Source organism: Streptomyces sp. NPDC091376 (assembly GCF_044757085.1).
GTDB classification, from domain to species: domain Bacteria; phylum Actinomycetota; class Actinomycetes; order Streptomycetales; family Streptomycetaceae; genus Streptomyces; species Streptomyces pratisoli.
The window spans coordinates 202143-228999 of sequence record NZ_JBIVUF010000010.1 but is presented as its reverse complement, the minus strand read 5'-3'; the positions used below and the strand labels follow the sequence as shown (position 1 = coordinate 228999).

Here is a 26857-nt window from a genome sequence, read left to right as displayed (position 1 = left end):
CGGCAACGGCCCTCCGTCTCCAATGGGGTCATGAACCACAACGCGTCCCCGTCGGCACCGCCCCGCCGCACGCGCAGGATCGTGCTCCTCGGCCTGGCGATGCTCGGCGTGGGGAGCGCCTTGTTCGTCGTGCGGCGGCCGCTCATGATGTCCGCTCCGAGGTGCTTGTCCGGGCGGTGGCACGGCTGCCTCGACACGTTCAACGGTGTGGTGCTCATGACGTTGGTCGCGCTGCCCTTGGCCGTGCTGGTGGCGTGGGCTCTGGCGCGCCGTCGGCGTGCCGCCGGCGTCGCATGGGCGTGGCGGATGTCGCTGGCCGAGGTGGGCCTGGTGCACGGGACCGTGCCGTTCGTGTGGATGACCATGATGCCGGGCGCCGGCGCCGGTACCGTCCCCGCCCGGCTGAGCCTGGTTCCGCTGCGGGACCTGGTCACGATGGGGCCGCTCGGGATCGTCGGCAACCTGCTGGTCTTCGCGGCGCTGGGGTTCTTCGCCCCGATGCGCTTCCGGGCGGCGGCGTCCGTGCCGCGGATCCTGGCGCTCGGGGCGGGCTGCTCGGTCCTGGTCGAGACCGCGCAGTACGTCCTGCGGCTGGACCGGGTGTCCTCCGTGGACGACGTCCTGGTCAACGCCGCCGGCGCCGTGCTGGCCGCGCTGGCCTCGCGCCGCTGGTGGCGCAGTACGGCGGACGCGCCGTCGGGCCGGCCGCGCCCCGAGCCGGCACCGGCACCGGCAGGCTGAGTGTCCGGTGCGCAGACGTCGCCGCATACGTCGGCGATATGGGGTGCTGCTTAGGCTTCGGACATGCGCGTACTGATCGTGGAGGACGAGCCCTACCTCGCCGAGGCCGTCCGTGACGGTCTGCGGCTGGAGGCGATCGCCGCCGACATCGCCGGTGACGGCGAATCCGCCCTGGAACTGCTCAGCGTCCACTCCTACGACCTCGCGGTCCTCGACCGCGACATCCCCGGTCCCTCCGGCGACGAAGTCGCGCGGCGCATCGTCGCTTCCGGCAGCGGCATGCCGATCCTCATGCTCACCGCCGCCGACCGGATCGACGACAAGGCTTCCGGTTTCGGGCTCGGCGCCGACGACTACCTCACCAAACCGTTCGAGCTGCGGGAGCTCGTCCTGCGGCTGAGGGCGCTCGACCGCAGACGCGCGTACGCCCGGCCCCCGGTCCGGGAGATCGCGGGCCTGCGGCTCGACCCCTTCCGCCGGGAGGTCTTCCGCGACGGACGCTACGTCGGGCTCACCCGCAAACAGTTCGCCGTGCTGGAAGTCCTCGTCGCCGCCGAGGGCGGGGTCGTCAGCGCCGAGGAACTGCTGGAACGGGCCTGGGACGAGAACGCCGACCCTCTCACCAACGCCGTGCGCATCACCGTCTCCGCACTGCGCAAACGGCTCGGCGAGCCATGGATCATCGCGACGGTGCCGGGCGTCGGCTACCGGATCGACACCGGCACGGACACCACCGACTCCGGCACGGGCATCACCGACTCCGGCCCTACGCGTGCGTAGACGCCCGGGCCTCAGCGCCCGAATGAAACTCACCCTCAGCTATGCGGGGTTCCTCGCCGTCGCCGGTGCTCTCCTGCTGGCCGTGGTGTGGGTGTTCCTGCTGCGCTACGTACCCGACAGCCCCAAGGGCCTTCTCGGGATCGCGCCCAACCGCTACCTCCTGGTGCGCACCTTCGCCCCCGCCGCGGCCGTGGCGATGGTCTGCCTGCTCGTGTTCGGCCTCCTGGGAGGCTGGATCCTCGCCGGCCGGATGCTCGCACCGCTCACACAGATCACGGATGCGGCACGGATGGCCGGGAATGGGTCGTTGTCCCACCGGATCCGCATGAAGGGCCGCCAGGACGAATTCCGTGAACTCTCCGACGCGTTCGACTCGATGCTCCGACAACTGGAGTCCCACGTCGCCGAGCAGCAGAGGTTCGCCGCGAACGCCTCCCACGAACTGCGCACCCCGCTGGCGATCTCGCGCACCCTCCTCGACGTCGCCCGCAAGGACCCCACGCGGGACCGGGGCGAACTCATCGAACGCCTGCACGCTGTCAATACGCGGGCGATCGACCTCACCGAGGCCCTGCTGCTGCTCAGCCGCGGCGACCGCGGGAACTTCACCAGCGAGAGCGTCGACCTCTCCCTCATCGCCGAGGAAGCCGCCGAAACGCTGCTTCCCCTCGCCGAACAGCGCCGGATCTCGCTCGACGTCACCGGCGGTGCGGCCCGGGCCGGCGGCTCCGCGGAGCTCCTGCTGCGGATGGTGACGAACCTCGTCCAGAACGCCATCGTCCACAACCTCCCCGTCGGCGGCACCGTGACGGTCCGCACCGAGGCGCGCGGCGACACGAGCGTGCTGCGGGTCGAGAACACGGGCCGTCGGCTCCCACCGGAACTGGTCCCGACCCTCACCGAACCCTTCCAGCGCGGAACGGAACGCGCGCGCACGGACGAGCACGCCGGCGTCGGCCTCGGCCTGGCCATCGTGCACAGCATCGTCCGCGCCCACGACGGGACCCTCGACCTCGTCCCCCGCGCCGCCGGCGGTCTCCTCGTCACGGTCCGGCTTCCCGCCATTCCCGCAGTGCGTGGTCGCAGCTGAGACGGAAACTGAGAGGGACGACGCGAAGGGCGGCACCCCGCGAGGGTGCCGCCCATTCGTTCCGCCTGCTGAAGGCAGGTAGAGACCGTGATCGGATTCGAACCGACGTAACTCGCTTTGCAGGCGAGCCCCTGAACCACTCGGGCACACGGTCGTGTGCATCTCGGTGCCTCGAACCTACGGGCGGGGCCGAGCGGGGCTCAAGGACTTCGGCGGGGCCGCAATACGACTGCCACACGCCGTTCACGGTCGGGGCGCCGGCGCCCTGCGGCGCGCGGCGGACTAGGACCAAGGGATGAGGACGAGCCCCGTCCTGCGACAGGGGCGAGTCGAAACGATGCCCCTTACCCTGGGGCGCATGGCCGCCCTCGACGCACGCGACACCGATGACACCGATGACACCGATGACAGAGCCGCCGACCTCGATGACCGAGGTGGTGTCCTCGGGCGCAGTCACCGTGCGCTCAGCATCGGGATCGTGTCCGTCGTACTGCTGATCGCGTTCGAGGCGACCGCCGTCGGGACGGCGATGCCCGTGGCCGCGCGGGAGCTGGACGGGGTGCCGCTGTACGCGTTCGCCTTCTCCGCGTACTTCACCACCAGCCTGTTCGGGATGGTGCTGTCGGGGCAGTGGGCCGACCGCAGCGGGCCGCTCGGGCCGCTGACCGCCGGGATCACCTGCTTCGGGGCCGGGCTGCTGCTGTCGGGGGCCGCCACCTCGATGTGGCAGTTCATCGGCGGCCGGGCCGTCCAGGGACTGGGCGGCGGGCTGGTGATCGTCGCGTTGTACGTCGTCGTCGGCCGGGCCTACTCGGAGCGGCTGCGGCCGACGATCATGGCGGCGTTCGCCGCGAGCTGGGTGGTCCCGTCCGTCGTGGGGCCGCTCGCCTCCGGGACGGTCACCGAACAGCTCGGCTGGCGCTGGGTGTTCATCGGTATCCCGGCCCTGGTCGTCGTACCGCTCGCGCTCGCGCTGCCCGCGATACGGCAGCGGGCGGCCGGGCCGCCGGACCCGGCGGCGCCGGTCGCGGCGTTCGACCGGCGCAGGATCCGGCTGGCGCTCGGGATCTCACTGGGCGCGGGCCTGCTGCAGTACGCGGGCCAGGACCTCAGACCGCTGTCGCTGGTCCCGGCCGTGGCGGGCGCCGCGCTCCTGGTGCCCGCCGCGCTCGGACTGCTGCCGCCCGGGACGCTCCGTTCCGCGCGCGGGCTGCCGTCGGTGGTCCTGCTGCGCGGTGTGGCCGCCGGATCCTTCATCGCGGCCGAGTCCTTCGTACCGCTGATGCTGGTCACCCAGCGCGGGCTGTCGCCGACGCTCGCGGGAATGTCGCTCGCGGTGGGCGGGGCGACCTGGGCGCTGGGGTCGTTCGTCCAGTCCCGGCCGCGCGTGGAGCCGTACCGGGAGCGGCTGATGGTCGCCGGGATGGTGCTCGTCGCGGCGGCGATCGCGGCCGCGCCGAGCGTGCTGATCGCGTCCGTGCCGGTGTGGATCGTCGCCGCCGCATGGGGCTGGGGCTGCTTCGGCATGGGCCTGGTCATCTCGTCGACCAGCGTGCTGCTGCTGAAGCTGTCGGCCCCCGAGGCGGCGGGCGCCAACTCCGCCGCCCTCCAGATCTCCGACGGCTTGTCGAACGTCCTCCTGCTGGCCGTGGGCGGCGCGGCCTTCGCGGCGCTCGGCGGCGGTGCGGCGGGCGCACACATGGCAGCGGGCGCGGACGGTGCGCACCCGGCCGCCTTCGCCGCCGTGTTCCTGCCCATGGCGGTCGTGGCGCTGCTCGGCGCGTGGGTCGCGACCCGCCTCCACGCCCGCCGTCCGGCGTAACGCGGATCGCGTGGAATTCGCCGCGCGGTGCCGCGGGGGCGCGCTTAGCATCGGGCCATGCATGAGCTCACGATCATCCTCACCGATGCCGAACGCGACGCGCTGCACGATCTCGCGGACGCACAGGACCGGGCCGCGGAGGAGCTCGCGCACGATGCGGTGCATCACTATCTGCGGGTGCAGAACGACCGGCTGGAGGCGCTGGCCGGGAGGTTGGCGCAGCAGCACGCGGGGCTGCTGAGGAGGCTCGGCGAATGACCCACCAGACCACCACCCAGACGCGTCATCTCACCGTGAGCGAGGTGACCGGCATCGCCCGGATCGCCTTCGGCGGTCATCCGCCGGAGCTGCGCGCGGGCGGTCTGCTGGAGTCCGCGGTGCACCGGCCGCGCTCGCGGATGTACGGAGTCGCCGCGTACCCGGACCTGTACGAGCAGGCCGGCGCGCTGCTGCACGCCATCGCCGCGAACCATCCGTTCGTCGACGGCAACAAGCGCACGGCCTGGCTGTCGACCGCCGTCTTCCTCGCCCTCAACGGCTCCGATCCCGCAGGCATCGACCAGGACCGGGCGTACGACCTGGTCGTCTCCGTGGCCGCGGGCGAGCTGACCGATCCGGCGACGATCGGGGCGGTGCTGCGCACACTGTGAGCCGGACGGCGTGGGCTGTGAGCCGGGTCTCAACCCCGTCCGCCATGGCGCGATGACGCCCGTCCCGGAGCGGTCGCACCGGTAGGGTGGCCCGGTTGTCGTACGTAACGCCGTAGCCCCTGCCTCGAACCGGAGACCGTGACTACTACCGCCTCCCACCACCTCTCACCTGCCTTTCCCGGCCGGGCCCCTTGGGGTACGGCCGGCAAGCTGCGCGCCTGGCAGCAGGGCGCGATGGAGAAGTACATCCAGGAGCAGCCCCGTGACTTCCTCGCGGTCGCGACCCCCGGGGCCGGCAAGACGACGTTCGCGCTGACCCTCGCGTCCTGGCTGCTGCACCACCATGTCGTGCAGCAGATCACGGTGGTCGCGCCGACCGAGCATCTGAAGAAGCAGTGGGCTGCCGCGGCGGCGCGGATAGGCATCAAGCTGGATCCGGACTACAGCGCCGGTCCGCTGAGCAAGGAGTACGACGGCGTCGCCGTCACGTACGCCGGTGTCGGCGTACGCCCGATGCTGCACCGCAACCGCAGCGAGCAGCGCAAGACCCTCGTCATCCTCGACGAGATCCATCACGCCGGTGACTCCAAGTCGTGGGGCGAGGCGTGCCTGGAGGCGTTCGAACCGGCCACGCGCCGGCTGGCGCTCACCGGTACGCCCTTCCGCTCCGACACGAACCCCATTCCCTTCGTCACGTACGAGGAGGGCAACGACGGCATCCGGCGGTCCTCCGCCGACTACACGTACGGCTACGGGAACGCGCTGGGCGACGGCGTCGTCCGGCCCGTGATCTTCCTGTCCTACAGCGGCAACATGCGCTGGCGCACCAAGGCCGGGGACGAGATCGCCGCGCGGCTCGGCGAACCGATGACCAAGGACGCGATCTCGCAGGCGTGGCGGACCGCGCTCGACCCGCGCGGCGACTGGATGCCGAACGTGCTGCGCGCCGCCGACCAGCGGCTGACCGAGGTCAGGAAGGCCGTTCCGGACGCGGGCGGTCTCGTCATCGCCTCCGACCAGGACTCCGCGCGCTCGTACGCCAAGCTCATCCGGGAGATCACCGGCACGAAGGCGACCGTCGTGCTGTCCGACGACGCGGGCGCGTCGAAGCGGATCGACGAGTTCAGCGAGAACGAGGACCGCTGGATGGTCGCCGTCCGGATGGTGTCCGAAGGCGTCGACGTCCCGCGGCTCTCGGTCGGCGTGTACGCCACGACCATCTCGACGCCGCTCTTCTTCGCCCAGGCGGTGGGCCGTTTCGTACGGTCGAGGCGGCGCGGCGAGACCGCGTCCGTGTTCCTGCCGACGATCCCGATGCTGCTCAGCTTCGCGAACGAGATGGAGGTCGAGCGTGATCATGTGCTCGACCGGCCGAAGAAGGAGGGGGAGGAGGACCCCTACGCCGAGTCCGAGAAGGAGATGGACGAGGCGAACAAGCAGGAGGACGAGGACACCGGCGAGCAGGACATGCTGCCCTTCGAGGCGCTGGAGTCCGACGCCGTCTTCGACCGGGTGATGTACAACGGCGCCGAGTTCGGTATGCAGGCGCACCCGGGCAGCGAGGAGGAGCAGGACTACCTCGGCATCCCCGGGCTGCTGGAACCGGACCAGGTGCAGATGCTCCTCCAGAAGCGGCAGGCGCGTCAGATCGCGCACAGCCGCAAGAAGCCGGACGAGGAGGCGGACCTGCTGGAGCTGCCGGCGGAGCGGCGTCCGGTGGTCTCGCACAAGGAGCTGCTGGAGCTGAGGAAGCAGCTGAACACGATGGTCGGCGCGTACGTCCATCAGAGCGGCAAGCCGCACGGCGTGATCCACACCGAGCTGCGGCGCGTCTGCGGGGGGCCGCCGAGCGCGGAGGCGACGGCGGGGCAGATCCGGGAGCGGATCAAGAAGGTGCAGGAGTGGGCCACGCGCATGCGCTGAGTGCCTGGCGCGGCATGAGCTGACGGTCCGCCAGGCCCTGAGCCCGCGCCGCCCGCGTCCGGCTCACAGCGCCCGCGCTCGGCCCGCGGCGCCCGCGCCCCGGTGCTTTCTCGCCGTACCGACCGGTGCTTCCGTACCGGCCTTCCCGCCGTACCCGACCGGTCCCGGAGCACCTCGTCGCCAGAGGCTTCGGCAGCGGCTTCGGCAGAGGCTGAAGAGGTGCGTATCGGACCGAATCGGCGATCGTCCGGACATACCTCCCGATGGTGGGTGTCCCGTGCTCGCGACGCCCGGATTCTGGACGAGGTCTTCCGCTGAGCGGACCAGGTCGCTAAATTCCACCGCAATGAAACGCCCCGTGGCAGCGCCGCCGCGGAGCGCAGCCGGTGTGCCATGGCCTGCCGGCGGCCTCTCCGTGCGTCGCCGATGGGACCGGTGCCGCTGGCCTCCTGAGAGCGTCGCCGTCACTCACCTCGAAGGAGAGGGCGTCGTGACCGCGGAGACCTCCCAGACGCTCGACCGGGGACTGCGTGTCCTCAAACTGCTCGCCGACACCGACCACGGGCTCACCGTCACCGAGTTGTCCAACCGGCTCGGCGTCAACCGGACCGTCGTCTATCGTCTGCTCGCCACCCTGGAGCAGCACGCCCTGGTCCGTCGTGACCTGGGTGGCCGGGCCAGGGTCGGGCTCGGCGTGCTCCGCCTCGGACGGCAGGTGCATCCGCTCGTACGGGAGGCGGCACTGCCCGCGCTGCGTTCGCTCGCCGAGGACATCGGCGCGACGGCCCATCTGACGCTGGTCGACGGCGCGGAGGCGCTCGCGGTCGCGGTCGTGGAGCCGACCTGGACGGACTACCACGTGGCGTACCGGGCCGGGTTCCGACACCCGCTGGACCGCGGCGCCGCGGGCAAGGCCATCCTCGCCGCCCGGCAGGGCGGTCTGACCGAGCCCGCGTACACCCTCACCCACGGCGAGCTCGAGGCGGGCGCGAGCGGTGCGGCCGCACCGCTGATCGGCGTGACCGGCATAGAGGGCAGTGTCGGTGTCGTCATGCTGGCCGACTCCGTGCCGGAACGCGTGGGCCCCCGCGTCGTCGACGCGGCCCGCGAGGTCGCGGACGCCCTCCGCTGACCCACGAAGGCTCCCTCGCCCGTGCCCCCCTGCCGTGACCCTCGCCCGTGCCCCCTCCCGTGATCCCCGCCCGTGCCCCCCCCCGGGCTCGACCCCGCCCGTGCCCCCCGGGCTCGACCCCGGTCCTGGCCTCCCGGGCGGACCGATACATTGACACCGTGTTCTCACGCCTCTCTCGTCTCTCGCGCCCCTGGGCTCTCGCCGTCTGCGCCGTGCCGGTCGTCGCGCTGCTCGCGGTCGCGGGTCTCGCGCCGCTGCCGTTCACCGTGGCCCAGCCCGGGCAGACCACCGATGTGCTGGGGGCGGACAAGGGGAAACCGGTGATCACGATCTCCGGGGCGCCCGTGCGGAAGACCGACGGGCAGCTGCGGATGACGACGATCGTGGCGACCGGGCCGTCGGTCGACGTCGACTTCGGGGACGTCCTGGACGCGTGGATCCGTGCCGACCGCGCCGTGCTCCCGCACGACGTCGTCTACCCCTCGGGGCAGTCCGACGAGCAGATCGAGAAGCACAACACCGCGGAGATGGTGAAGTCCCAGAACAGCGCGGTGCAGGCTGCCCTGGGCTACCTGAAGAAGGACCCGGACACCGTGAAGGTCGGCCTGAACCTCGCCGACGTGGGCGGCCCCAGTGCCGGGCTGCTCTTCTCGCTCGGCATCGTGGACAAGCTCGACGGCGACGGCGCGGGCGGCGACCTCACCGGCGGCCGCACCGTCGCCGGTACGGGAACGATCGACGCCGAGGGCAAGGTGGGCGCGGTCGGCGGCGTGGCCCTGAAGACCCAGGCCGCGGCCCGCGACGGAGCGACCGTGTTCCTGGTCCCGAAGGCCGAGTGCGACGCCGCCGAGGCCGAACTCCCGGACGGGCTGCGGCTGATCCCGGTCACGGAGCTGAAGGACGCGGTGTCCTCGCTCAGGGCGCTGGAGAAGGGCGGACAGGTCCCGCAGTGCTGACTCGCGGGTCCGGGGACGTGTCCCTCACGCTCAGCCCTCCTTGATGAACCCCTCCTGGATCAGCCACTCCTTCGCCACCGTGTGCGGATCCTGCCCCGCCACGTCCACCTTCGCGTTGAGGTCCTGCGCGACCTGGGTGTTGAGCTTCTTGCTGAGCGGGTCCAGCAGCTTCGCGATGTCGGGGTACTTCTCGTACGTCGCTCGGTGCAGCACCGGAGCCGCGTTGTAGTTGGGGAAGAAGTGCTTGTCGTCCTCCAGGGTGATCAGGTTCATCGCCTTGATCCGGCCGTCGGTCGTGTACACCTCGCCGAGCAGGCACGAATCCGACTTCGACACCTGGGTGTAGATGATCCCGGCGTCCATCTTCCGGATGTTGGCGGCCGGGATGTTCATGCCGTACGCCTTCTCCATGCCCGGCAGTCCGTCCTCGCGCGAGGCGAACTCGTTCTCCACGCAGAGCGTCACCGCCGACGGGTCCTTGTGCGACAGGGCTGCCACGTCGGACAGCGTCTTCAGCCCGTACTTCGCGTTGTTCTTCTGGCTGATCGCCAGCGCGTAGGTGTTGTCGAGGGTGGAGGCGGGCAGCCAGACGACGCCGTGCCCGCGGTCCGCGTCCCGTACCGCCAGCCACTGCTGGTACGGGTCCACGATGGGCTCCTGGTGGCCCAGGTACGTGATCCAGGCCGTGCCCGTGTAGTCGTACATCGCGTCCGCGTCGCCGTTGACGATCGCCTCGCGCGCGCTGATCGACCCCGGCAGGTTCGTACGGTCCAGGACCTCCGCGCCCGCCGCCTTGAAGATCAGCCCGATCATCGAGCCCAGGATGATGTTCTCGCTGAAGTTCTTCGAAGTGACCGTCAGCGAGGCGCCCTTGAGCGGCTGACCCTGGCCGACCGATCCCGGCTTCACGTCGTCCACCAGCGGCGAACCGCTCTTGAGCCCGCAGCCCGCGAGTCCCGCCGGCGCGGCCAGGAGCAGCAGCGCGCAGCCGGCCAGCGCGGCCCGCAGCGACCGTCCGCGCCCGCGCATCTAGCCCGCCTCCAGTCCGCGTGGCGTCAGCACCAGCTCGACCAGCGAGGCCAGCCAGTCCACCAGCAGGGCGAGGGCCACCGTCAGCACCGAGCCGAGGATCAGCACCGGCATCCGCTGGGTCTGGATCCCCGAGGTGATGAGGTCGCCGAGGCCCCCGCCACCGACGAAGGTGGCCAGCGTCGAGGTGCCCACGTTCAGCACCAGCGCCGTCCGCACCCCCGCGAGGATCAGCGGTACGGCCAGCGGAAGCTCGACCCTGGTCAGCGTCCCCGCCGCGGACATGCCGATCCCGCGTGAGGCCTCCACCAGCTGGGGATCGATCGCCTTCAGGCCGGCCACCGTGTTGGCGAGCACCGGCAGCACGGCGTAGACGACCATGCCGATGATCGCGGTGGACGGGCCGATGCCCAGCCAGATCACCAGCAGCGCGAGCAGCCCGATCGCCGGGGTCGCCTGGCCGATGTTGGCGAGCGCGGTGAACAGCGGTGCGGCCCGGGAGATCCCGGGCCGGGTCAGCGCGATGCCCAGGGGAATGGCGATGATCAGCACCCAGAAGGTGGAGATCGCGGTGAGCTTGACGCTCTGCCAGGTGCGCAGCGGCACGTTGCCGCCGGCCAGGGAGTTCTGGGCGATCGTGTCGAGCTGGACGTTGCTGATCCACAGATACGTGGCCAGCAGCACGAGGACGAGGACGGCCGGCCTCACCACCAGCTTGCGCCAGGTGATCCGGCGGCCGGGCACCCGCGGCGGTGGTGCCGGTTCCTCCTCCTCGTCGCGGAAGGCATGGCCCTTGACGTCGTGCTCTCCGGGAGGGCGCTCGGGGGACGCGGTGTTCACGTACTCACCCACCACCCTCCAGCTCCTGCTCGGTCCTGTGGTGGCGCAGCTCCTCCAGCTGGTGCTGGTGCTCGATGGCGGCCAGCCGGTCCGCCTCCAGCATCTCGTGCACCGAGTTCATCAGCGTCTCCATGTCGACGACGCCGATGTACTCGCCGCGCCGGCCCGTCACGGCGACCCGCCCGCCGCTGTCGATGAGGACCGCCTCCAGCGCGTCGTGCAGCGTCGCGTCCCGGGTGACGGTGTCGTGCACCAGCTGGCCCGCGCGCGCCAGTGAACCCTTGGCCCGCATCAGGTCGCCGCGCCGCAGCCATTTGTACGGCCTGCCGCGCCGGTCCAGCATCAGCAGCTCGTTGTGGGTGCTCAGCCGCAGCTTGTTGAAGATCGACTGGAGCGGGTCGTCCACGCCGACCGTCGGGAAGTCCGCCACCTCGACGTCCCGTACCCGGGTCAGATTGAGCCGTTTCAGCGCGGCTCCCGCGCCCACGAACCCGGAGACGAAGTCGTCGGCCGGGTTGGTGAGGATCGCCTCCGGGGTGTCGAACTGGGCGATGTGCGAGCGTTCCCGCAGCACCGCGATCCGGTCGCCGAGCTTGATCGCCTCGTCGAAGTCGTGGGTGACGAACACGATGGTCTTGTGCAGTTCGTGCTGCAGCCGGATCAGCTCGTCCTGGAGGTGGTCCCGGGTGATCGGGTCGACGGCCCCGAACGGCTCGTCCATCAGCAGCACGGGCGGATCGGCCGCGAGCGCCCGTGCCACGCCCACCCGCTGCTGCTGCCCGCCCGACAGCTGACGCGGATAGCGCCCGTGGAACTCGCGCGGATCGAGCCCCACCAGATCGAGCATCTCCTCGACCCGCTCCCGCACCCTCGGCTTCGACCAGCCGGCCATCTTCGGTACGAGGGCGATGTTCTCCGCGACCGTCATGTGCGGGAAGAGGCCCGAGGCCTGGATCGCGTACCCGATGTTGCGGCGCAGCTTCACCGGGTCCATGTCGGTGACGTCCTCGTCGCCGATCCTGATCCGTCCGGACGTCGGCTCGATCAGCCGGTTGATCATCTTCAGCGTGGTGGACTTCCCGCAGCCGGAGGGCCCGACGAAGATGACCGTCTCACCGGCCTTGATCTCCATCGAGACGTTGTCGACGGCCGGGTTGGGGTTGCCCGGGTAGCGCTTGGTCAGCTCGTGCAGCTCGATCGCGGCTCCGGAGGACTCAGGCACGGATCCCCCTCGCAATGGTGAGCCTGCCGAGCCCGACGTACGCGGCGTCGAAGAGCAGGGCGAGGATGACGATGCCGAGCGTGCCCGCGAGCACCTGGTTCAGCGCGTTGGCGCTGCCCAGCGAGGCGATCCCGCGGAAGATCTCGTTGCCGAGCCCCGGCCCCGAGGCGTACGCGGCGATCGCGGCGATGCCCATCAGCATCTGGGTGGAGACCCTGATGCCGGTGAGGATGGGCGGCCACGCGAGCGGCAGCTCGATCCGCAGCAGCCGGGCGATGGGGGACATCCCGATGCCCTTGGCCGCGTCCACCAGCGACGGGTCCACGCCCCGCAGCCCGACGATCGAGTTACGGACGATGGGCAGCAGCCCGTACAGCGTCAGCGTGATCACGGTCGGCGGCACGCCCAGGCCCACCACCGGGATCAGCAGACCGATCAGGGCGAGCGAGGGGATGGTGAGGATCATCGCCGTCGTGGTCATGGCGAGATTCCCGCCCCAGCCGCTGTGGTAGGTGACCAGGCCGATCAGGACGCCCAGCACGGTGGCGATCACCATGCACTGGAAGACGACGCTGGCATGCTGGTAGGTGTCGGTGAGAAGCTGCTGGTGGGCCGTGACCAGGTACTCCCAGAAGCTCATCCGCCGTCACCTCGGTCCCTGCTCGCGTCAGCCGGCGTCCTGCGCGGCCTGTTCCACCAGCGGGATGATCCGCAGGGGCACGGGGTTCTCCATCACGATCGCCGTCGACGCCCGCACGATGCCATCAAAACCGACAACCCGGTCGATCACCCGCTGAAGGTCGGCGTTGGAGCGGGCGACGAGCCGGCAGAGCATGTCGCCGTGACCCGTCGTCGTGTGCAGTTCCAGCACCTCGGGGACGCCGGCCAAGTGGGCCCGTACGTCGGCGCCTTGACCCTGCTTGATCTCCAGCGTCGCGAACGCGGTGACGGGATAGCCGAGGGCCGACGGGTCGACGTCGGGCCCGAATCCGCGGATGACTCCGTTCGACTGAAGCCGGTCCAGCCGCGCCTGGACGGTGCCGCGCGCCACCCCGAGCCTGCGGGAGGCCTCCAGCACCCCGATCCTCGGCTCCCGTGCGAGCAGCACGATGAGCCTGCCGTCCAGATGATCGATCGCCACAGCAGCCTCCCGAGTGGTCATCCTGTACAGATCGCCCGAACAAATCGGACTGCGACCGAGCACATTGCCCAGCCGATACACGAACTATTGCGCAGCTTGTGGATCGGCGGGAGTCTGCCGCCATGACAGAGACCCTGGGACACACCCCCGACACCGCCCGGCAGGCCGACCCCTTCCCGGTGAAGGGAATGGACGCGGTCGTCTTCGCCGTCGGCAATGCCAAGCAGGCCGCGCACTACTACTCCACGGCCTTCGGCATGAAGCTCGTCGCCTACGCGGGCCCCGAGACCGGCAGCCGTGAGACCGCCTCGTACGTCCTCACCAACGGCGCCGCCCGCTTCGTGTTCACCTCCGTCATCAAGCAGGCCACCGACCGGGGCCGCTTCCTGGCCGAGCACGTCGCCGAGCACGGCGACGGCGTCGTCGACCTGGCCATCGAGGTGCCGGACGCCCGCGCCGCCTACGCCTACGCGACCGAGCACGGCGCCCGCGGGGTCGAGGAGCCGTACGAGGTCAAGGACGAGCACGGCACCGTCGTCCTCGCCGCCATCGCCACGTACGGCAAGACCCGCCACACCCTCGTGGACCGGTCCGGATACGACGGCCCGTACCTGCCCGGCTTCGCCGCCGCCGACCCGATCGTCGAGCCCCCGGCCAAGCGCACCTTCCAGGCCATCGACCACTGCGTCGGCAATGTCGAGCTCGGCCGGATGAACGAGTGGGTGGCCTTCTACAACAAGGTCATGGGCTTCACCAACATGAAGGAGTTCGTCGGCGACGACATCGCGACCGAGTACTCGGCGCTGATGTCGAAGGTCGTCGCCGACGGCACGCTGAAGGTGAAGTTCCCGATCAACGAGCCGGCGATCGCGAAGAAGAAGTCGCAGATCGACGAGTACCTGGAGTTCTACGGCGGCGCCGGCGTCCAGCACATCGCGCTCGCCACGAACGACATCGTCGCCACCGTGCGCACCATGCGCGCGGCCGGGGTGCGCTTCCTGGACACGCCGGACTCGTACTACGACACGCTCGGCGAGTGGGTCGGCGACACGCGTGTGCCGATCGAGACCCTGCGCGAGCTGAAGATCCTCGCGGACCGCGACGAGGACGGCTACCTGCTGCAGATCTTCACCAAGCCGGTCCAGGACCGTCCGACCGTCTTCTTCGAGATCATCGAGCGGCACGGGTCGATGGGCTTCGGCAAGGGCAACTTCAAGGCGCTCTTCGAGGCGATCGAGCGCGAGCAGGAGAAGCGCGGAAACCTGTAAGCGGCACCGTTTGAAACCCGTACACCGCACCGGCTCCGGCCCGGTCCGCCCGCGGCCCCACGGCCCTGACCGTGGGGCCGCGCGGCGTTGCCGTACGGGGATATCGTCGTCGTATGGCCAGGATCAACGACGTCGGCGGAATGCAGGGCTTCGGGCCCATCGACACCGCGGACGAGAGCGAGCCCTTCCATGCCGACTGGGAGGCCCGGGTCTTCGCGCTCAACTGCACGCTGATCGCGGGCAAGGTCTACAACCTCGACGAGTTCCGCGACGCGATCGAGTCCATGGCGCCGGCCGAATACCTTGCGGCGTCCTACTACGAACGCTGGTTCTTCGCGATCCGTACGCTCCTGGAGCGCAAGGGCGTGATCGAGGCGGGCGAGCTCGATGACTGACCGCTTCCGGGCCGGGGCACGGGTCCGCACCGTGCACCACGATCCGCCGCACCACACCCGGCTGCCGCGGTACGCCCGGGGCAAGCGCGGCACCGTCGTTGAACCCGAGGCCCGCTCGCTCCTGGCCGACCGGAACGCACAGGGGCGCGGCGACGCCCCGCTGGAGCAGGTCTACGCGGTGAGTTTCGCGGCCGGTGAGCTGTGGGGCGAGGGCGACCACCACGTGGTCCTCGACCTGTTCGAGAGCTATCTGGAGGACGACCAGTCATGACCGGCCGGCACACCGACGCCGAGATCTCCCGACGGGTACGGCGTCTCGAAACCCTCCTGGAGGACCGCGGCATCGTCGCGGGCGCCGCACTCGACGAGGCCCTCGACGCGTTCCTGACGAGCGCGTCGCCGGCGAACGGCGCGAAGGTCGTCGCCCGGGCCTGGACCGACCCGGACTTCCGGGCCAGGCTCCTCGCCGACGGCACCTCCGCCGTCGCCGAACTCGGCTACTCCGCCGGCGGCGTCCAGCCGCAGCGGCTGCGCGTCGTCGAGAACACCCCCGAGACGCACAACGTCGTCGTCTGCACGCTCTGCTCCTGCTATCCCGTACGGCTGCTGGGCCCGTCCCCCAGCTGGTACAAGAGCGAGGCCTACCGCTCCCGCGTCGTGCGCGAACCACGCGCGGTCCTGGAGGAGTTCGGCGTCCGCCTCCCGGACACCACCCGCATCACGGTCTGGGACTCCACCTCGGAAACCCGCTACCTGGTGCTCCCCATGCGGCCCGCCGGAACGGAACATCTCGACGAGGCGGCCCTCGCGGGGCTGGTCCGGCGCGACGCGCTCATCGGGACGGCCGTGCTGTGAGGAGGCGGGGCGGCGCGTCAGCCACCCGACCGGGACCGTGACGAGGACGAGGACGAGGGCACGGCCGACGAGGACGACGGGGACGGGGAGCCCGAAGCGCTGGACGGCTCGTCCTCCTCGTCCGCTGCCCCGCTCGCCTCTCGCGACGGTCCTTCCGACGGCTCCTCGCCGCCTTCCTCCTCCGTCGCCTCCTCGTCCTCCTCCGGAAGCGGCTCGTCCGTCCAGGGTTCGCCCTCGACGTCCACCGGGCCGCCCGGCGGCGGATCGCCGAGGGCCGAGACGGCACGCTTCGCAGGGGCCACGAGCAGCGGCGAGAAGTACGGGTTGAGGCGCAGCGCCTCCCGCAGATGCCGGCGGGCCGGGCCGTCCTTGCCGAGCGAGCGCTCGATCTCGCCCTGGTGGTAGGTGAACAGCGCGTTCCGCAGCCCCAACGCCGTGGCCCGCTTCACGTACTTCAGCCCCTCCTCGGCCCGTCCCGCCCGGAACAGCGCCCACCCGAGCGCGTCCGCCACGTACACGCTGCGGTGCCCGCGCTTCCACTCCTGGGCGAGGCGCTGCACCGCCGCCTTGGCCAGGCCGTGGTCCGCCTCGTACCGGGCGAGCGTCAGCTCCTCGCTCACCCCCAGCTTCCGGGCTTTGGCCACCAGCCTGCGCAGCTTCTCGAAGTGCGCTCGTGACTCCCCGGTGAGCCCCAGCGACTGGTACAGCTCGCCCGCCTCCAGCGCGTACTGCGGCAGCGGCGCCCGTTCGATCGCCGCCCGGTAGTCGCGGAACGCGTCGTCCGTACGCCCCAGCGCCGCCAGCGCCCGCGCCCGCCCGGCGAGCGAGGGATGGTGGCCGGGCTCCAGCTGCAGCGCCGCGTCGAAGTTCGCCACCGCGGCGGCCGGCTCGCCCCGGTCCCACGCCAGCTCGCCCAGCCGGTGCAGGGCGGCAGCCTTCTCCGCCCTGCCGTGTGCGAGGGCCGTCGCCTCGTCCGTCATCGCCTCGGCGTCGTCGAGCCGGCCGCGGTCGCGGTGCACCTGCGCGGCCCGCAGCAGGGTCTGGACGGTGCGCGGCCGCAGCTTCTCCAGTGTCAGCAGGGCCTTCGCGGCCGCACTGTACGAGCCGAGCCCGCTGTACGCGTCGATCAGCACCGGATACGCCGTCCACTGCTCGGGCGACCGGGCCTTGACGCTCTCGCCCCACCGCTTGGCCGTCGCGAAGTCCCGCCGCGCGTTGGCCAGCGCCGCCATCCCCAGCTGCGCGTCGGCGTTGCCCTTCTCGCCCGGCAGTGTCCCCAGCGACCGCTTCAGGGCCTTCTCCGCCCTCCGGTAGTCGGAACGGTCACCGATCATCGACGCCTGCGCCACGTACGCCGAGCCGAGCACCGCCCAGGAGACATGGTCGTCCGGGTACCGTTGCAGCCGCCTCTCCTGGCCCTTGATCAGTGCCGACAGCTCGATCGGCGACAGCGGCGCCCCCGGTCCCCCCGCGAGCATGGCCCGGGCCTCGGGGCCCGGTGAGGGCGGCGGCGGACCGTCGTCCGTGGCCGGGCCGAAGAGAACGATCGCGGCGGCCAGCGCCCCGGCGACCACCGAGGCAATCGCGGCATTTCTGACATTGGGCGCGTATCGCGGCGTCATGGCGATCACTGTGCGCCAATCGTCGATCCATACGAAGAGCACACCCGGCGGAGCGACGCGGATCGCAGACGGGTTCACACCGATGGCCCCCGGTGCGAATCTGGGATCATGGACGATCTCCTCTCACGGCTCCGCGAGGGCCTGCCGGCCGAAGCCCTGATCACCGATCCCGACGTCACGGCCTCCTACGCCAACGACATGGCGAGCTTCTGTGATGCGGGCATTCCCGCCGTCGTCGTACTGCCGCGCACGGTCGAGCAGGTCCAGCACGTCATGCGGACCGCGACCGCACTGCGCCTCCCCGTCGTGCCCCAGGGCGCCCGCACCGGGCTGTCGGGGGCCGCCAACGCCTCGGACGGCTGCATCGTCCTCTCGCTGACCAAGATGGACCGCATCCTGGAGATCAGCCCGGTGGACCGGATCGCGGTCGTCGAGCCCGGCGTCATCAACGCCGTGCTGTCACGCGCCGTGGGCGAGCACGGTCTGTACTACCCGCCGGACCCGTCCAGCTGGGAGATGTGCACCATCGGCGGCAACATCGGCACCGCCTCCGGCGGGCTGTGCTGCGTCAAGTACGGCGTCACCGCCGAGTACGTCCTCGGTCTCGAGGTCGTCCTGGCCGACGGCAGGCTTCTCAGCACCGGCCGCCGCACGGCCAAGGGCGTCGCCGGCTACGACCTCACCCGTCTCTTCGTCGGCTCGGAAGGCAGCCTCGGCATCGTTGTCAAAGCGGTCCTCGCGCTCCGGCCCAAGCCCCCGCAGCAGCTCGTCCTCGCCGCCGAGTTCCCCTCTGCCGCCACCGCCTGCGAAGCCGTCTGCGCGATCATGGAGCGCGGCCACACGCCCTCGCTCCTGGAGATCATGGACCGTACGACCATCAGGGCCGTCAACAAGATGGCGCAGATGGGCCTCCCGGACACCACCGAGGCGCTGCTGCTGGCCGCCTTCGACACCCCCGACCCGGGCCCCGACCTGGCCGCCGTCGGCGAGCTGTGCACGGCGGCGGGAGCCACCCAGGTCGTCCCGGCCGAGGACGCCGCCGAGTCCGAGATGCTGCTCCAGGCGCGCCGGCTCTCGCTCACCGCCCTGGAGGCCGTGAAGACCGCGACGATGATCGACGACGTCTGCGTTCCGCGGTCCAGGCTGGGCGCGATGCTCGACGGCACCGCGGCCATCGCGGAGAAGTACGACCTCACCATCGGTGTCTGCGCGCACGCGGGCGACGGCAACACCCACCCCGTCGTCTGCTTCGACCACGCCGACCCCGACGAATCCCGGCGTGCCCGCGAGTCGTTCGACGAGATCATGGCTCTCGGCCTGGAGCTCGGCGGCACGATCACCGGCGAACACGGCGTGGGCGTACTGAAGAAAGAATGGCTCGCCCGCGAACTCGGGCCGGTGGGCATCGAGTTGCAGCGCGGCATTAAGCAGACCTTCGACCCGCTCGGCATCCTCAACCCGGGCAAACTGTTCTAGGTCTCCGGGACCAGGACCAAAGCCGGATGGTACGGACACGGCTCCCCGCATAGCGTGAAAGCACACGATGAAGAAGGAGGAGCCGTGCCCGCACGTCTTGACCACACCATCGTCCACAGCAGCGACCGCTTCGCCTCGGCCCGCTTCCTCACCGAGCTGATCGGCGCGCCGGATCCGACGCCGTTCGGCCCGTTCGCCGGCGTCCCGCTCGCCAACGGGGTCACGCTGGACTATCTCGACGGGCAGACGGACTCGGACATCGTCTCCCAGCATCTGGCGTTCCTCGTCTCCGAGGAGGAGTTCGACGAGATCTTCGGCCGGATAAAGGAGCGGGAGCTCGCGTACTGGGCCGACCCGATGCACGCCGAGCCGCAGCGGATCAATCATCTCTTCGGCGGCCGCGGGGTCTACATCGACGACCCCGACGGCCACTCCATCGAGTTCATCACCCATACCTACGTGTGACCACCCGGTCACCGGCCCGCCCGCCTACGCCTCACCGTCCGTCGAATCGTCCGTGAGCCACCGGTCGCTCAGATACAGATCGTCCGCCGGCGTCGGCGCGAGGAGTTCGGCCAGTTCCTCGTCGATCCCGAGGTGCTCCCGCTCGGACCCCGGGGGCACGACCCGCAGTGTCCGCTCCAGCCACGCGGACACCTGCGCGGAGGGCGCCTCCAGCAGGGCTTCGCCGTCCGGCGACGACAGCGCTATCAGAATGACGCTGCGCCGGTCCACCTTGGTCGGCCAGATACGGACATCTCCGTGCCCGCACGGCCGGAAGACCCCCTCGACCAGAAGCTCGCGGGCGAAGGTCCAGTGCACGGGATGCTCGGAACCGATGTGAAAGGTGATGTGCACGGCGTACGGGTCCTCCGTGCGATAGCCGAGCCTCGCGGGCACAGGGATGCTCCGCTCCGGCGACAGGACCAGCTTGAGCTCCAGCTCGCGTTCCACCACGGTGTGCATGAGAGTGCGACTTCCTTTCCTGGTACGAGGCCCCGGAGCGGGCCACGCAGGGAGAGAGCGCCATCCCCGCAGTCCATTACGCGACTTCGGGCAACAACTTCTCAGTGACTCGGCACACGGCCGTGGTGGTGGGGCACAGCGGTACCGGAAAGTGGTCCTTAGGGCGGGACGGGCCCAGGGCGGTGCGAGGGTCTGATAGATGTGGACCCTTCAGTCGATGCCCTCGACAACCTCGATGCCCTCCAGGAGATACGGGACCACGGTGATGAGCGCCCCAACCCCGGCAACCGGCGACGGCAGCCCCACGCCCGGCTACTACCCCGACCCGTCCATCCCCGGATACGTCCGGTACTGGAACGGAACCGCCTGGGTGCCGGGTACGAGCCGTCCGGCGCCCAAGGACGGTGAGGCGATGCCGTCGTCACCGCCCTCGGCCACCGCGACCGCGGCCCCGGCCGCCACACCGCCCGCCCCTGCCGTCCCCTCGGTCGAGGAGACCGGCCCCGTCTTCCTGGACGAGGATCCGGACCCGGCCGCCGGGGCCCGCCCCGAGCCTTCCACCGCCTGGCAGGCCGACGCCTCCCGCCAGACCGGCTTCGGCGGCGACCGCGACCGCCGTGTCTCCTGGGGCTCGGCCGACCAGGACCCCTATGGGGGCGGCTCGCCGGGCACCGGCGCGGACGCCTCGGCCCCCGTCCCCGGCCAGGCCTGGGACCGGCCCGCCGCCGCGGTGCGGGACCCGCGCACGGCCGGCGCGGCCGAGGGCGCGGCGCCTTCCGGCGTCCGGTTCGACCGCGAGCCCGGACGGCCGGCGGCCGGTGTCGGCGACCCGACCGGTGGCGCCCTGCCCGGTGTCCGCAGCGTCGGCGGAGCCGCGGACGAGCAGGCGCCCCCGCGGACCGGCTCCGAAGGCGGCGACACGGTCCGCCCCCAGCGCGCTACGCCGCCCGCCGAGGGCACCATGACGATCCGTACGATGACGCCGCGCCCGCAGACGCAGCAGCCTGGCGGGCAGCAGGCACAGCCCACGGCTCAGCCGCAGCAGGCACCGCAGCCGCAGGTCCCCGCACAGCAACAACAGCAGCAGCCGCAGCACGAGCAACAGCACCAGCAGACGCAGCAGCCTGCCGGGCAGCAGCCCCTGTCCGCCGGAGTCGGCGGCGGGGCCGCGTCCTGGGCCCAGCAGGTGCACCAGCTGGCGCAGGCGCAGGCCGAGGAGCCGCCGGTCGTTCCGTGGAAGCCACCGGTCGACGACCCGTTCCTGCTGGCCGCCCGTGCGCAGGCCTCGGCCCGCCCGGCCGGTCTCGGCAAGCGCCTCGTGGCACGGCTGATCGACACCGTCGTTCTGGGCGCCCTCGTCGGCGCCGTGTCCTTCCCGTTCGTCTCCAAGGCACTGACGCACATCGACGGCAAGATCCAGGCGGCGAAGATGTCCGGCGAGACGGTCACCGTCTGGCTCCTCGACGCTACGACCGCCACCCAGTTCGGCATCGCCCTCGCCGCGCTCCTGGTCCTCGGCACGCTCTACGAGGCACTGCCGACCGCCAAGTGGGGCCGTACGCTCGGCAAGAAGTTGCTGGGCCTGGAGGTGCGGGACATCGAATCGCACGCGCCCCCGTCGTTCGGTGGCGCGCTGCGCCGCTGGCTGGTGCACGGGGTACTCGGCGTGCTGCTCATCGGCGTCGTGAACGTGCTGTGGTGCGTCTTCGACCGCCCTTGGCGGCAGTGCTGGCACGACAAGGTGGCGCACACGTTCGTCACCGGCTGACGTCCGGCCCGCCGGTTCCCGGCGGCCGGTCCGCTCGGTCCGCGCCGTCCTTCAGGTCCCGTCGGCCCTGAGGGTCCCGTCGTCCCCCGAACGGCATGCGAGCCGTTGCGGGGCCCGGTCCGGCGGGGTGCACTGGCCCCCATGAGCAACGATCAGCCGCCCGGACCGCCGCCGCCCGAGGACGACCCGTTCCGCAAGCGGCCCCAGGAGCCCCAGGGGCCTCAGGAGCCCATGCCGCCGGGTGGTCCACCGCCGGGCGCGCAGCCACCGCCCGGCGGGCCTCCGCCGGGTGAGGGCCCGTACGGCGCGCCACCGCCCGGGGCCGGCTCCCCCTACGGCTCACCGTACGGCGGCGGTGCCCCGCCTCCGCCGTACGATGCGCACGCCTACGGTGGCGATCCGTACGGGGGAAGCGATCCGCTCCACGGGATGCCGCCCCTCGCGGACACCCCCAAGCGGTTCCTCGCGCGCTTCATCGACTGGCTGATCGTCACCATCCCGCTCGCGCTCATCGGTATCCCGTTCGGGATCTACGACCGGGTGGGGACCAGAGGCGGTGACTTCGACGAATTCCTCACGGGTGCGAACAGCGGCGTTCAGTGGGTGTTCCAGCTCATCTCGATCGTGGCCTTCGTCGGGTACGACACCCTGATGGTGCGCAGCTCCGGCCGGACCATCGGCAAGAAGCTGATGAAGATGCGCGTGGCGATGCTCAACGACGGCAGCACGCCGGACACCGGCGCTTCCCTCATGAGGGCCTGCGTGCTCTGGCTGCCGCAGCTGATCTGCTGCCCGTGCCTGTGGCCGCTGATCCTGGCGATCATGATCCTGGTGGACAAGCCGTACAAGCAGGGTCTGCACGACAAGGCGGCCAAGACGGTGGTGGTGTCAGCGGCGCAGTGAGTGGTGGCCGACGCGGGCCTCGGCGCCCGCGTGGGCGACCGGCAGCCGGGCGGAGGATTTGGCGGGGGTGTCCCCGGGCAGGGCGTGATCCGCGAGGGCGGCCGTACGGTTCACCTGGACCGTGCGTGCCGCCCTCGCCCTCGTCCCGGCCTTCGCGGGCACGGGCACGGTCACGGCGACGAGCAGGCCCAGGGCGAGCGCGGCGACCCCGATGACCGCGACGCCGATGCCCGTCGTCGTGCGGGAGAGGAGAAGCATGGCGACGGTCGAGATGACGACGGTGGCCGAACCGTAGGCGAGCTGTGCGGCAGTCGGACGCGGCATGACGGTTTCCGTCCCTCGGAGCATCGATGTCGGTGGTGTGTCGCAACGGGTCGCACTCTCCGGCGACCTTACGACGGTGGATGCCCGAGAGGAACCGGTAGTAAGCGTGACCTAACCCACGGTACCGGTGCACTGGGGGCGCATGGAGTCACTCGTCTCGCCAACCGGTCCGGCCGGTGCGCCTGTTGACCGGCCGGCGGGGGTCCTGGGAGGCTCGCCCGAGGCGCCTGTGACCTCCCGGGCCGCGCGTGAGTGCCGCGTCCGATATCCGGAACTGCACTACTGCATAGTGCAGTTGCTGTGTTCAAGTCAAGGTCTGTCTTTTCTCCGCCAACTCCGGTCGAATGTCGTCACTTGTGACGCGCTGCCGCGCGCGGATCACCCCACATCCTTTGGTCCGCGGAACGCCGGTGCGCGGGGGAGGACACCTTCAAGTGACCAACAGACGACGGGCGATCAGAGCGTCCGCGGTGATCGTGGCCCTGGCCACGACCGGCGCGACGGCCGCGGCCCTCACCACGGCCCAGGCCGACAACAAGCCCTCGGGCCCGGTCAGTGTCGAGCGCCATGATCCGGCGCCCGGCGCGGACCACCACAAGGCCGAGAAGGGCCATGTGGACCACGACCTCGAGGGTCCGTTCAGCAAGCAGCAGGAGCAGCAGCGCCAGGCGGCGCTGGAGCAGGTCATATCCGGGGACGCGACCGTGCAGAAGCGCGGCGGGTCCAACGTGGTGAAGCTGGACAACAAGAAGTACGTCGAGCTGGGCCGGGAGAAGACCGACAAGATCTTCACGATCCTGGTGGAGTTCGGCGACAAGGTCGACGACACGACGATGGTCGACCCCGACGGCGACGGCCCCAAGCCGCCCGTCAAGAAGTACGGCGGCACCCCCGGTCCGCTGCACAACAAGATCGCGGAGCCGGACCGCAAGGTCGACAACTCCACGGCCTGGCAGAAGGACTACAACCAGCAGCACTTCCAGGACCTGTACTTCGGCGAGGGCAAGGACAAGAAGGGGAACCCCAAGCACTCGCTGAAGACCTACTACGAGCGCACCTCCTCCGGCCGCTACTCGGTCGAGGGCACGGTCTCCGACTGGGTCAAGGTCGACTGGAACGAAGCCCGCTACGGCTCCAACTACTGCGGCCAGTCCAACTGCAGCAACGTCTGGGACACGGTCCGTGACGGCGTCACCGCCTGGGCGGCCGACCAGAAGGCCAAGGGCAAGACCGACGCGCAGATCAAGGCGGAGCTGTCCCAGTACGACCAGTGGGACCGCTACGACTTCGACGCCGACGGCAACTTCAACGAGGCCGACGGCTACATCGACCACTTCCAGATCGTCCACGCCGGTGAGGACGAGTCCGCGGGCGGCGGCGCCGAGGGCCCGAACGCCCTGTGGGCCCACCGCTGGTACGCGTACGGCACCGACGCCGGCAAGACCGGCCCGGCGAACAACAAGGCCGGCGGCGCCCAGGTCGGCACCACCGGCATCTGGGTCGGCGACTACACCATGCAGCCGGAGAACGGCGGCCTCGGTGTCTTCGCCCACGAGTACGGCCACGACCTGGGCCTGCCGGACCTGTACGACACGTCCGGCGGCGGCGAGAACTCCACCGGCTTCTGGTCCCTGATGTCGTCGGGCTCCTGGCTCGGCACCGGCAAGGACTCCATCGGCGACCTGCCGGGCGACATGAACGCCTGGGACAAGCTGCAGCTCGGCTGGCTCAACTACACCAAGGCCAAGGCGGGGACGAAGTCCACCCACAAGCTGGGTGTGGCCGAGTACAACACCAAGAACCCGCAGGCCCTCGTCGTCGAGCTGCCGAAGAAGAAGGTCACCACCACCATCGTGAAGCCCGCCGAGGGCTCCAAGCAGTGGTGGAGCGACATGGGTGACGACCTCAAGAACACCCTCACCCGCTCCGTGGACCTCACCGGCAAGTCCAAGGCGTCCCTGGAGCTCTCGGGCTGGTGGGACATCGAGGCCGACTACGACTTCCTCTACACCGAGGTGTCGGCGGACGGCGGCGCCACCTGGACCGCCGTCGACGGCACGGCCGACGGCAAGGCGATCCCCCGCGACGCGAGCGACGCCCCGGCGCTGACCGGTCCCTCGGAGGGGAACAAGAAGCTCGTCTACTCGCTGGACGCGTACGCCGGCAAGAAGGTCGACGTCCGCTTCCGCTACCAGACCGACGGCGGCGCGGGCGGCAAGGGCTTCACGGCCGACGCGATCACCGTCAACGCCGATGGCGCCCCCGTGTTCTCGGACAACGCCGAGGGTGACGACAACGGCTGGACCGCGAAGGGCTTCTCCCGTATCGGTGAGTCCTTCACCAACGAGTACGAGCAGTACTACCTGGCCGAGAACCGCCAGTACGTCTCGTACGACCAGACCCTCAAGGTCGGGCCGTACAACTTCGGCTTCAAGGCGCCGAAGGACAGCTGGGTCGAGCACTACCCGTACCAGAACGGCCTGCTCATCTGGCAGTGGGACACCTCCCAGAAGGACAACAACACCAGCGCCCACCCGGGCCAGGGTCTGATCCTTCCGATCGACGCCAACGCGAAGGCGCTGAAGTGGGCCGACGGCACGCTGATGCGCAACCGCATCCAGGCGTTCGACTCGACCTTCAGCACCTTCCGGTCGGATGCGCTCACGCTGCACAAGGCGGACGTCGCGCAGCGGATCGCTTCCCACAAGGGCAACTCGGTCTTCGACGACCGCAAGGGCGTCTACTGGTTCGAGGAGAACCCGACCGCCGGTGTCAAGGTTGCTGACACCAACACTCGTATAGCAATCGTCAACGAGCCGAAGAACGGCCAGACGATCACGGTGAAGGTCGGCCCCTCGACGAAGTAAGCAGCATCGTCGCAGGTCAAAGCATGATCGGCCGTCGCCCTCTAGCGGGCGGCGGCCGATCGTGTTTAGGTGCGTCTGACGAAGTTCTTATTGACAGCGAGCTCACGGGGGAGTGATGCGGCATGCCCGGCGGAGGTTTCTGCAAGCTGCCAGGAGGCAGTGTCGTGGTCGCGATCGGCCTGCCCGACCCGGCAGGCGACGGACGCACGGTGCGGATCCTGGTGCACGCGGCGAACCGTGCGCGCGCACTGACGCGGCTGCGGAATCTGGGGCTGCGCGCGGTGTACCTGCGCGGTAACGCGGAGCCGCCGACGCCGGACGAGATCACGGCGGTCCTGCACCACCCCGACGGCCTGCTCTGGCGCACCCACGACCCCCTGACCCAGGAGCTCTGGCACCCCATACGCGCCCTGCTGCGGCCGGCGGGCGGAGCGTAACGGCCCCGCGGCAGCGCCGGGGCGCCGCGGCGCCGTGGGCGGGGGAAGCCCCCGTCACACCACCGGCTTCCCCGACAGCTCCACGCCCGCGTCCCGCAGCTCCTCCAGAGCACGGTCCGTCGTCGCCTCGGCGACGCCCGCGGTGAGGTCCAGCAGCACATGGGTGCGGAAGCCCTCGCGCGCCGCGTCCAGCGCGGTGGCCCGCACGCAGTGGTCGGTCGCGATGCCGACGACGTCGACCTCGGTGACGTCGCGGGCGCGCAGCCACTCCGCCAGCGCCGAGCCGTTCTCGTCGGTGCCCTCGAAGCCGCTGTACGCGGCCGCGTAGGCGCCCTTCTCGAAGACCGCGTCGACCGCGCCGCAGGCGACGGCCGGCGCGAAGTTCGGGTGGAAGCCGACGCCCTCGGTCCCGGCGACGCAGTGCGAGGGCCATGTCGCCACGTAGTCGGGGTGCTCCGAGAAGTGGTCCCCCGGGTCGATGTGGTGGTCGCGGGTGGCCACGACATGGCGGTACCCCGCCGTGGCCTGGCCGATCAGGTCGGTGATGGCGGCGGCGACGTCCGCGCCCCCGGCCACCGCGAGGCTGCCCCCCTCGCAGAAGTCGTTCTGAACGTCCACGACGATCAATGCGCGGTGCATGGCGGGTGTCC

The 26857-nt window shown here is 70.7% G+C and carries 28 protein-coding genes and 1 tRNA gene; 19 read left to right on the top strand and 10 right to left on the bottom strand.

Annotated features, from left to right (window positions below; genetic code table 11):
• Positions 1-30 precede the first annotated feature (30 nt).
• From ACIQMR_RS22810 to ACIQMR_RS22800, 3 genes are all read left to right on the top strand, one after another.
• Positions 31-741, top strand: a complete 711-nt coding sequence (locus ACIQMR_RS22810) for a VanZ family protein (RefSeq protein ID WP_401390130.1) — start codon at positions 31-33, stop codon at positions 739-741.
• Between the two features lie 63 nt (positions 742-804).
• Positions 805-1521: a response regulator transcription factor gene (locus tag ACIQMR_RS22805; RefSeq protein ID WP_401390127.1), complete on the top strand. Its 717-nt coding sequence runs from the start codon at positions 805-807 to the stop codon at positions 1519-1521.
• A complete protein-coding gene (locus tag ACIQMR_RS22800; RefSeq protein WP_401390124.1) occupies positions 1514-2611 on the top strand; it encodes a sensor histidine kinase in 1098 nt (365 codons plus the stop codon). Before ACIQMR_RS22805 ends, ACIQMR_RS22800 begins: the two co-directional genes overlap by 8 nt.
• Before the next feature lie 82 nt (positions 2612-2693).
• Here the strand turns inward: ACIQMR_RS22800 and ACIQMR_RS22795 are convergent.
• Positions 2694-2765, bottom strand: a tRNA-Cys gene (locus tag ACIQMR_RS22795).
• A gap of 204 nt (positions 2766-2969) precedes the next feature.
• Here ACIQMR_RS22795 and ACIQMR_RS22790 point away from each other — a divergent pair.
• From ACIQMR_RS22790 to ACIQMR_RS22765, 6 genes are all read left to right on the top strand, one after another.
• Positions 2970-4433 carry an MFS transporter gene (locus tag ACIQMR_RS22790; protein ID WP_401390121.1) on the top strand — a complete coding sequence of 488 codons (1464 nt, stop codon included), beginning with the start codon at positions 2970-2972 and terminating at the stop codon, positions 4431-4433.
• 57 nt (positions 4434-4490) lie between these two features.
• Positions 4491-4691 carry a hypothetical protein gene (locus ACIQMR_RS22785; protein WP_266373766.1) on the top strand — a complete coding sequence of 67 codons (201 nt, stop codon included), beginning with the start codon at positions 4491-4493 and terminating at the stop codon, positions 4689-4691.
• Positions 4688-5083 (top strand): type II toxin-antitoxin system death-on-curing family toxin, encoded by a 396-nt coding sequence (locus ACIQMR_RS22780; RefSeq protein WP_266373767.1) that lies wholly within the window; start codon positions 4688-4690, stop codon positions 5081-5083. The genes ACIQMR_RS22785 and ACIQMR_RS22780 overlap by 4 nt, the downstream gene beginning before the upstream one ends.
• Positions 5084-5221: 138 nt before the next feature.
• Positions 5222-7006, top strand: coding sequence for a DEAD/DEAH box helicase (locus tag ACIQMR_RS22775; RefSeq protein ID WP_401390117.1), 1785 nt, complete (start codon positions 5222-5224; stop codon positions 7004-7006).
• A gap of 490 nt (positions 7007-7496) precedes the next feature.
• Positions 7497-8138, top strand: coding sequence for an IclR family transcriptional regulator (locus ACIQMR_RS22770; RefSeq protein ID WP_266373770.1), 642 nt, complete (start codon positions 7497-7499; stop codon positions 8136-8138).
• Between the two features lie 158 nt (positions 8139-8296).
• Complete coding sequence (locus ACIQMR_RS22765) at positions 8297-9094, top strand: S16 family serine protease (protein WP_401390113.1); 798 nt, start codon at positions 8297-8299, stop codon at positions 9092-9094.
• A gap of 30 nt (positions 9095-9124) precedes the next feature.
• Here the strand turns inward: ACIQMR_RS22765 and ACIQMR_RS22760 are convergent, their stop codons facing one another.
• Genes ACIQMR_RS22760 through ACIQMR_RS22740 form a run of 5 tightly spaced genes read right to left on the bottom strand, consistent with a single transcriptional unit; the run spans position 9125 to position 13326 of the window.
• Entirely contained in the window at positions 9125-10123 is a 999-nt protein-coding gene (locus ACIQMR_RS22760) for a glycine betaine ABC transporter substrate-binding protein (RefSeq protein ID WP_401390111.1), read from the bottom strand.
• Entirely contained in the window at positions 10124-10978 is an 855-nt protein-coding gene (locus tag ACIQMR_RS22755) for an ABC transporter permease (RefSeq protein ID WP_401390108.1), read from the bottom strand. It lies immediately after the preceding gene.
• Positions 10968-12200, bottom strand: a complete 1233-nt coding sequence (locus ACIQMR_RS22750) for a betaine/proline/choline family ABC transporter ATP-binding protein (RefSeq protein WP_323137234.1) — start codon at positions 12198-12200, stop codon at positions 10968-10970. Before ACIQMR_RS22750 ends, ACIQMR_RS22755 begins: the two co-directional genes overlap by 11 nt.
• A complete protein-coding gene (locus tag ACIQMR_RS22745; protein ID WP_401390105.1) occupies positions 12178-12825 on the bottom strand; it encodes an ABC transporter permease in 648 nt (215 codons plus the stop codon). The genes ACIQMR_RS22750 and ACIQMR_RS22745 overlap by 23 nt, the downstream gene beginning before the upstream one ends.
• A gap of 27 nt (positions 12826-12852) precedes the next feature.
• Positions 12853-13326 (bottom strand): Lrp/AsnC family transcriptional regulator, encoded by a 474-nt coding sequence (locus ACIQMR_RS22740; RefSeq protein WP_401390102.1) that lies wholly within the window; start codon positions 13324-13326, stop codon positions 12853-12855.
• Between the two features lie 122 nt (positions 13327-13448).
• Between ACIQMR_RS22740 and hppD the strand changes: the two genes are divergently transcribed.
• The 4 genes from hppD (at position 13449) to nthA (ending at position 15844) form a co-directional block, all read left to right on the top strand.
• Positions 13449-14594, top strand: coding sequence for a 4-hydroxyphenylpyruvate dioxygenase (gene hppD, locus ACIQMR_RS22735; RefSeq protein ID WP_401390099.1), 1146 nt, complete (start codon positions 13449-13451; stop codon positions 14592-14594).
• A gap of 113 nt (positions 14595-14707) precedes the next feature.
• Complete coding sequence (locus tag ACIQMR_RS22730) at positions 14708-14989, top strand: hypothetical protein (RefSeq protein ID WP_323137235.1); 282 nt, start codon at positions 14708-14710, stop codon at positions 14987-14989.
• Positions 14982-15260 carry an SH3-like domain-containing protein gene (locus ACIQMR_RS22725; protein ID WP_401390096.1) on the top strand — a complete coding sequence of 93 codons (279 nt, stop codon included), beginning with the start codon at positions 14982-14984 and terminating at the stop codon, positions 15258-15260. Before ACIQMR_RS22730 ends, ACIQMR_RS22725 begins: the two co-directional genes overlap by 8 nt.
• Complete coding sequence (nthA, locus tag ACIQMR_RS22720; protein ID WP_401390093.1) at positions 15257-15844, top strand: nitrile hydratase subunit alpha; 588 nt, start codon at positions 15257-15259, stop codon at positions 15842-15844. Before ACIQMR_RS22725 ends, nthA begins: the two co-directional genes overlap by 4 nt.
• A gap of 17 nt (positions 15845-15861) precedes the next feature.
• Here nthA and ACIQMR_RS22715 read toward each other — a convergent pair whose 3' ends face one another.
• Positions 15862-17466 (bottom strand): tetratricopeptide repeat protein, encoded by a 1605-nt coding sequence (locus tag ACIQMR_RS22715; RefSeq protein WP_401390091.1) that lies wholly within the window; start codon positions 17464-17466, stop codon positions 15862-15864.
• A 108-nt stretch (positions 17467-17574) separates the two neighbouring features.
• On the opposite strand from ACIQMR_RS22715, the gene ACIQMR_RS22710 reads away from it, so the two are divergent.
• Complete coding sequence (locus tag ACIQMR_RS22710) at positions 17575-18942, top strand: FAD-binding oxidoreductase (RefSeq protein ID WP_401390088.1); 1368 nt, start codon at positions 17575-17577, stop codon at positions 18940-18942.
• Between the two features lie 84 nt (positions 18943-19026).
• The gene (locus ACIQMR_RS22705) at positions 19027-19407 is read left to right on the top strand and encodes a VOC family protein (RefSeq protein ID WP_401390085.1); all 381 of its coding nucleotides are present in this window, start codon (positions 19027-19029) and stop codon (positions 19405-19407) included.
• A 24-nt stretch (positions 19408-19431) separates the two neighbouring features.
• On the opposite strand, the gene ACIQMR_RS22700 is transcribed toward ACIQMR_RS22705, so the two are convergent.
• Positions 19432-19908, bottom strand: coding sequence for an SsgA family sporulation/cell division regulator (locus tag ACIQMR_RS22700; protein WP_401390083.1), 477 nt, complete (start codon positions 19906-19908; stop codon positions 19432-19434).
• 265 nt (positions 19909-20173) lie between these two features.
• On the opposite strand from ACIQMR_RS22700, the gene ACIQMR_RS22695 reads away from it, so the two are divergent.
• Together ACIQMR_RS22695 and ACIQMR_RS22690 are read left to right on the top strand one after the other, a co-directional pair.
• Positions 20174-21676 (top strand): RDD family protein, encoded by a 1503-nt coding sequence (locus tag ACIQMR_RS22695; RefSeq protein ID WP_401390080.1) that lies wholly within the window; start codon positions 20174-20176, stop codon positions 21674-21676.
• 141 nt (positions 21677-21817) lie between these two features.
• Positions 21818-22579, top strand: a complete 762-nt coding sequence (locus tag ACIQMR_RS22690) for an RDD family protein (RefSeq protein ID WP_401390077.1) — start codon at positions 21818-21820, stop codon at positions 22577-22579.
• Here the strand turns inward: ACIQMR_RS22690 and ACIQMR_RS22685 are convergent.
• Positions 22565-22903 carry a hypothetical protein gene (locus ACIQMR_RS22685; protein ID WP_401390074.1) on the bottom strand — a complete coding sequence of 113 codons (339 nt, stop codon included), beginning with the start codon at positions 22901-22903 and terminating at the stop codon, positions 22565-22567. The two genes, ACIQMR_RS22690 and ACIQMR_RS22685, sit on opposite strands and share 15 nt — an antisense overlap.
• A gap of 434 nt (positions 22904-23337) precedes the next feature.
• Between ACIQMR_RS22685 and ACIQMR_RS22680 the strand changes: the two genes are divergently transcribed.
• On the top strand, positions 23338-25770 hold the full coding sequence (locus ACIQMR_RS22680; RefSeq protein ID WP_401390071.1) for an immune inhibitor A domain-containing protein: 2433 nt from the start codon (positions 23338-23340) through the stop codon (positions 25768-25770).
• Positions 25771-25892: 122 nt separating this feature from the next.
• Positions 25893-26207 (top strand): hypothetical protein, encoded by a 315-nt coding sequence (locus tag ACIQMR_RS22675; RefSeq protein WP_266373790.1) that lies wholly within the window; start codon positions 25893-25895, stop codon positions 26205-26207.
• A 54-nt stretch (positions 26208-26261) separates the two neighbouring features.
• Here ACIQMR_RS22675 and ACIQMR_RS22670 read toward each other — a convergent pair whose 3' ends face one another.
• Complete coding sequence (locus ACIQMR_RS22670; RefSeq protein WP_266373791.1) at positions 26262-26846, bottom strand: isochorismatase family protein; 585 nt, start codon at positions 26844-26846, stop codon at positions 26262-26264.
• Between the last annotated feature and the right edge of the window lie 11 nt (positions 26847-26857).

Bases quoted from the DNA above. Each gene is read 5' to 3' on its own strand.
- hppD (WP_401390099.1), top strand. From the start codon at position 13,449: ATGACAGAGACCCTGGGACACACCCCCGACACCGCCCGGCAGGCCGAC.
- ACIQMR_RS22675 (WP_266373790.1), top strand. From the start codon at position 25,893: ATGCCCGGCGGAGGTTTCTGCAAGCTGCCAGGAGGCAGTGTCGTGGTC.
- ACIQMR_RS22715 (WP_401390091.1), bottom strand. From the start codon at position 17,466: ATGACGCCGCGATACGCGCCCAATGTCAGAAATGCCGCGATTGCCTCG.
- ACIQMR_RS22700 (WP_401390083.1), bottom strand. From the start codon at position 19,908: ATGCACACCGTGGTGGAACGCGAGCTGGAGCTCAAGCTGGTCCTGTCG.
- ACIQMR_RS22725 (WP_401390096.1), top strand. From the start codon at position 14,982: ATGACTGACCGCTTCCGGGCCGGGGCACGGGTCCGCACCGTGCACCAC.
- ACIQMR_RS22695 (WP_401390080.1), top strand. From the start codon at position 20,174: ATGAGCGCCCCAACCCCGGCAACCGGCGACGGCAGCCCCACGCCCGGC.
- ACIQMR_RS22760 (WP_401390111.1), bottom strand. From the start codon at position 10,123: ATGCGCGGGCGCGGACGGTCGCTGCGGGCCGCGCTGGCCGGCTGCGCG.
- ACIQMR_RS22780 (WP_266373767.1), top strand. From the start codon at position 4,688: ATGACCCACCAGACCACCACCCAGACGCGTCATCTCACCGTGAGCGAG.
- ACIQMR_RS22690 (WP_401390077.1), top strand. From the start codon at position 21,818: ATGAGCAACGATCAGCCGCCCGGACCGCCGCCGCCCGAGGACGACCCG.
- ACIQMR_RS22810 (WP_401390130.1), top strand. From the start codon at position 31: ATGAACCACAACGCGTCCCCGTCGGCACCGCCCCGCCGCACGCGCAGG.
- nthA (WP_401390093.1), top strand. From the start codon at position 15,257: ATGACCGGCCGGCACACCGACGCCGAGATCTCCCGACGGGTACGGCGT.
- ACIQMR_RS22685 (WP_401390074.1), bottom strand. From the start codon at position 22,903: ATGCCGCGTCCGACTGCCGCACAGCTCGCCTACGGTTCGGCCACCGTC.
- ACIQMR_RS22710 (WP_401390088.1), top strand. From the start codon at position 17,575: ATGGACGATCTCCTCTCACGGCTCCGCGAGGGCCTGCCGGCCGAAGCC.
- ACIQMR_RS22730 (WP_323137235.1), top strand. From the start codon at position 14,708: ATGGCCAGGATCAACGACGTCGGCGGAATGCAGGGCTTCGGGCCCATC.
- ACIQMR_RS22745 (WP_401390105.1), bottom strand. From the start codon at position 12,825: ATGAGCTTCTGGGAGTACCTGGTCACGGCCCACCAGCAGCTTCTCACC.
- ACIQMR_RS22805 (WP_401390127.1), top strand. From the start codon at position 805: ATGCGCGTACTGATCGTGGAGGACGAGCCCTACCTCGCCGAGGCCGTC.
- ACIQMR_RS22785 (WP_266373766.1), top strand. From the start codon at position 4,491: ATGCATGAGCTCACGATCATCCTCACCGATGCCGAACGCGACGCGCTG.
- ACIQMR_RS22790 (WP_401390121.1), top strand. From the start codon at position 2,970: ATGGCCGCCCTCGACGCACGCGACACCGATGACACCGATGACACCGAT.
- ACIQMR_RS22670 (WP_266373791.1), bottom strand. From the start codon at position 26,846: ATGCACCGCGCATTGATCGTCGTGGACGTTCAGAACGACTTCTGCGAG.